Annotated in this window: 4 protein-coding genes and 1 pseudogene; all 5 read right to left on the bottom strand. The window is 54.8% G+C overall.

Features of this window, described 5'->3' with window-relative positions; translation table 11 throughout:
* Positions 1-639, bottom strand: a pseudogene (locus ACLD1X_RS28895) (hypothetical protein); the annotation flags it as partial.
* Positions 640-641: 2 nt separating this feature from the next.
* Positions 642-905 carry a PAAR domain-containing protein gene (locus ACLD1X_RS28900; RefSeq protein ID WP_429373673.1) on the bottom strand — a complete coding sequence of 88 codons (264 nt, stop codon included), beginning with the start codon at positions 903-905 and terminating at the stop codon, positions 642-644.
* Between the two features lie 193 nt (positions 906-1,098).
* Complete coding sequence (locus ACLD1X_RS28905; RefSeq protein ID WP_429373675.1) at positions 1,099-1,920, bottom strand: hypothetical protein; 822 nt, start codon at positions 1,918-1,920, stop codon at positions 1,099-1,101.
* Positions 1,892-3,472 (bottom strand): glycoside hydrolase family 19 protein, encoded by a 1,581-nt coding sequence (locus ACLD1X_RS28910; protein WP_429373677.1) that lies wholly within the window; start codon positions 3,470-3,472, stop codon positions 1,892-1,894. Before ACLD1X_RS28910 ends, ACLD1X_RS28905 begins: the two co-directional genes overlap by 29 nt.
* Positions 3,473-4,762: 1,290 nt before the next feature.
* Positions 4,763-5,003: DUF2345 domain-containing protein (locus ACLD1X_RS28915; RefSeq protein ID WP_429373679.1), on the bottom strand; the 241-nt coding region annotated here is incomplete at its 5' end.

A 5,003-nucleotide genomic window follows, 5' to 3' on the forward strand; every position in this document is an offset into this window, starting at 1 on the left:
CGATTGGCGGATGCCGGATTCACGCCATGCCTGCTGCCACACCGGGCGCCACTGCGCTGGCGGTAAGCTGCAATCGACCTCCAGTAACAGGGCCAAAGGCTTATCGTCAGGCAATTGGTTGAGTATCGGTGCCAGGTCAGCGAGTGCCTGGGTTAATACAGTCAGCAATACCGCTTCCGGATCTTCATCCGAGTCGTCAAACGAGCGGCTGTGACTAGACTGCGCCTGAGCAGACTCGGTCCCGCTCAGCAAAGCATTCAGAGGGCAAAACGGTTCCGCCGCAGGATCTTGCAAAGAGGTGTGCAAGTTCACTGCCAAAACTTGCTGCGAACGTCGACCCTGACGAATTCTGCGGATCATGTCCTCTTCGCGCGCTTCATCCCAACCATCGGCAGCAGACTGCTCGCCGACATGCAGCAGCATTCGGCTGAAAGCCAGCGCACACCATCCGAGGAACGGCAAACCCAAGGCCCAGTTCCAGAAATCAACAGGCTGTTGGTGCAAGGGTTCATCGGCGAATAAAAGACTCCCGCCTACGCCCAGCAACAAACACAGAAACAGCAAACCGAGCCAGAGCCAAATGCGAGGTCGTGCAGGACGTGCTGCGAGAGCGGGCACCTTATCCAGTCGAACGGGCATGACTAACTCGCTCCCGCTTCAGGCAAGGAGGAAATCAATGCACAACCACAGGCGCATAAATGACCGTCGAAGGCGACTGGAATGCCTTGGTCTTTAAACGCAGGGTGCCCCTCGGCAATCACTGTGCGGCCATGACCAGGTATCGGGCACAGCACTGGATCGCCCTGGCGAGCCACGCCGAAACCGGCAAATTTCATCGCGAGCGAACCTGAGAGTACGGTGCCGGCTCCGGTTGTTTTGTCACCGATACGGATGATGCTTTTCATGTTTTATCCCTATTCAAGAAACTTAATTCTCTGTATTTAATTGCAACCTAAGACACCTTAACTCCCCTCTTCCTGGCCGCGCGCTCGTCAACAAGCTCACTTACAAGTCAATTTTTTTACTATTACAGCCCCCTCGCCGCCTTTATCAGTGCGCAGGCAATTGAATTAACGGAGAACCAGTATCGATATCGGATCATTGCTCAACACATAAACTTGAATCATTAAAATCCAACACTACTTGAGGCAACCAAGCATCAGTGACAATATTCCCTTGACAACGAACCCTAAACCACTCTCCATCGCTATCAGAATCAAGTACGGAGAGGCTATCCCCCTTAACCAGATATGATTTCATTAGACCTGCAACGGAAGGAGACTCTGACAAGTAAGCTCGTTCCGACGATACGCAAGCGGAAGCAGTTGTATTTGTACCAAAATAATTTATTGACGATTTTGCTTTCCCTTCCCCATCAAATATCGTCACTTTTTCCACGTCGGAATTTATAGGCTCTCTGAGCTCGTATAGATACAAGCCGCCGCGCTTACCCCTATATTTTGCGATTGTAGAAAATGGGCCATTGCGCTTAACACTTACCAACTCTCCCTGAGCACCCAAGTATGGAGACCCAAAAACCTCCTTAGACTCGGAAAAATAAAAGACGTTATTATCTTGTAACTTAGCAAAAAATAGGGCGTAAGCATTATTCGCTCCAGACTCGAACAGCTTCAAAAATATATCTTTAACACCATCGCCATTGGCGTCCAAAAACAACACAGGTTTAGCCTCACCTCCGCGTAAAACCCCAGCCTTCAACAAAACCCACTCTTTTTTTCCTTCTCGAAGCCAATAACTATCACCTTCAAGTTTAACCTTTACATTGTGTCCCTTCGAAAGTTCCTCAGAGAATACTGCAATAGCTTGCTCTGCCCGCACCAAGCTCAGGCTGACCAATTGAAAAACCATCAACAACACAAACAAAATTTTACTATTTTTTAAGTATTTCATTACTTTCACCAAAATAACGCCTCCAAATATCACGTCCCACGGTACTCCCACTCAATGAACTTTCTGAGAGTTTGTATTTTTTAAACTCCCTCTGCCCATGTACAGGACAGGTTGAAACTTTTAACTTCTCGATAAGCGCCAAGGCATACTGTTCTCTTTCGAATGCATGATTAAATCCTCCATTGACGCCAATTATGACTTTTATGAGATCATTATTTTTTGAATGCTTGCTCATATCTCCCCATGCAGATCCCTTCCTCCAGAACCATCCAGCTGACCCAGCAACCAGTCGCGAATTGCTTGCAACCTCCTCCATCGGTGTAGCAAGAGACATATGCTCACTTCTAAAATAATCCTTGTAATTCTCAATGTGTGTCAGCTGAATCAACCCTCTCCCATGATAACTACTGCCACCCCGGTAGTTATGCCAGTGATCGGGTATTGAACCATCCCTGTTTTTATACTCTTCAGTTGTTTTGAATCTGTCACACTCGATAGCAATATTGGCCAAGAAGAATGCCTTGTCCAAGCATTCTCTTATTCCGTATCTATCCATAGCCTCATTCAACACAACCAAAAAATCTTCTGCTTCTACATTATGGATTTCCGAATGACTGGATTTTTGAAATAGACCACCTGCTACTTGCTCTTCGGATATCACGGTTTGCAGTTCATCCAAGGTAATATTCCGTTCACAGGCACAGGAGCGCTGTGTGAACAATCCAACTAACCCCAACGGATGAAAATGATAAGGCCGCCCCCAAGGCGGCAACCCCACCTTCTCCGCGACTTCCCCCCACCAGCCCATCTGCTCGATCCGCTGTTTCTCTGCGACCCAATTCAAGTGCGGCGTCGAGCCGCTATGGCCGAGCAGTTCATCCAGTGCGTCCCACTTTTGCGCCTGGTAAAACCACTCGCTCTCCTTGCGCAGGACCAGTTGCGAAATCGCCTGTGCCTTGGCGGGCAGGCGCAGGGCCGTTTGCAGTTCGTCGGCGGTCATCTGGCCGTCGCGGTTGCGGTGAATGATGTCGCTCAGCCGGATCTTCATCCGGCCCTTGTGGTCTTTCTCGGCCAGGGGGCGAAAGCGCTCGTGCTGAGCGTCGCTGAAGCGATTGACGGCGCTGAAAAACGAGGCCATGGCGTGTTTCGGCAGGCTGTAGTCGAAAATGACGTCATAGCCTTCCCACGACCAGGGGCTGAGCCAGGGCGTGACGCCGACTTCCTCACGCACCCAGCCGTTGAGCAGCTTGTCGTCCGCGTCATGAAGCAGGCCATCGAGACGGTACCAGTTGTAGGTTTTGCCGCTGGCACCGGTGGGCACCCGGATTTTCCGCGCGGGCGGCAAGCCATCCAGCAGGCTCTTGGGCACCAGCAGGTCGGCATCACTGCAGGGATTGTCGCTGTTCCAGATGGGCAAAAGGCTGGCGCTGATGTGATCTTGATGCGCCGCCACGGGCGTGCCCCTGGCCAGCTTCAGCCAGGTCTTGTCCTTGTCCGGCAGGCGCTGGGCCCAGGCGCGGCTGGCTTCGAAAAACACCTCGATGTCGTCGCCACTGAACACTTCCAGGNCGCCACGGGCGTGCCCCTGGCCAGCTTCAGCCAGGTCTTGTCCTTGTCCGGCAGGCGCTGGGCCCAGGCGCGGCTGGCTTCGAAAAACACCTCGATGTCGTCGCCACTGAACACTTCCAGGTGCAGTTTTTGTTCGGGCCAGTCCGCGCCGCTGTCCTGGTAATCGCCGAGGTGGCCGATCAGGTCCCCGGCCTTGATCGGCACCGGCTGCTCGAGGACCACGACCCGATCCACCGCCTGCGGTTCCTGCAGGCTTTCCAGCGAGTTGAAATGCACGTACTGGTTGACCCGTTCCAGCTTGCGAAACGGGCCCTCGCCACTGACCGTGACGACGGTGCCAGTCGGCAGTTCCATCAGAATCTCACACGGATCTTTCGGTTCAGCGCGAACGTTGACCGACTCTTTCGACGACTTGATGCGGTGCTGGTTGCCGGCAACCGGTTGCAGACGGCTGGCGGCGATGTAGCCCGCCACTGTGCCATCGGCATTGATCAAGCGGGACGGGGCCAGACGGTCTTCCAGCTTGCGGTAGCGCCAGTTGCCGCTGACCGTCACCGCTGCACCGCGTGGCAGGAGGTCGATGACCTTGCCTCCATCCTCATGACGCACGTTCAGGCCCGGCTGATCAGGCTGGCCCGCAAGGACGTCGTTCACCGTCTGCTTGACCCGTAGGATCGGACTCTGCGGCCAGTAGGCCGGGCGTGGAATGGCGGTGTTTTCCTGGTACTTCGCCCAGTCCCGCAGGTGCATGTACAGGCTGTAGAAGGTCAGGCTCGGCGGCGTGTCCGCGCTGCCCTGGATTTTCGGCGGCTGCAAGCGGTGGCGCACCAGCACGAAATTGCGCGCGAAGGGTTTGTCGACGGTGAGGGTGTCGATGAAGTAGCGCGTCTTGGGCGAGTGCGTGTCGACGCGGAAGGCCACCACTTCACCGTCGGCCAGGCAATGCACGGATTGCTCCGGAGTGACGCCGGTGCCACTGTCGAAATGCACGCCACCGTGAAACAGGCCGCTGCGGCCGATCGGGTAGTAGCCGGCGGCGGCGTTGGCCATATGGGTCAGTTGCTCCAGCGGGCCTTGCGTGTCCTTGAACGGATGGCACCAGTTCTTCAGCGGCGTCGGCGTCTCGGATGGTGACGGCGCGTGGATGGGCCGGGTATCCGGCGTCGGCAGGATCGGCGCGCTCGGCCGAGCGAATCGCGCATCCCTGTGGTTGCGGTGAAGTCCGAAAAGTCGGGAAAGCAAACTGGCCATGTTGAGTGTCGCTCCTTGTCGTGCAAAAGGATCAGGCAGAGAAATCCGAAAGCCTCACGGACTTGGTTTCGTGCTCGGAAAGTCGGGAAAGCGTGGCCATTTCCAGCGTTTGCGTGGCTGGGCCGCTGTACTCGTAATGCGCCGACTTGACCTTGTGGTCCCCCGCCGTCCCCGACTCGATACCACCCTGCTCTAGGGTGAAGTAGCTGCCACCGCCATTCAGGGTGATTTTCTTTTTCGCCGTGATGCGGATTTCATCCTCGGTGCTGGTG

The sequence above is a fragment of the Pseudomonas sp. 18173 genome (assembly GCF_050432945.1).
Classification (GTDB): Bacteria; Pseudomonadota; Gammaproteobacteria; order Pseudomonadales; family Pseudomonadaceae; genus Aquipseudomonas.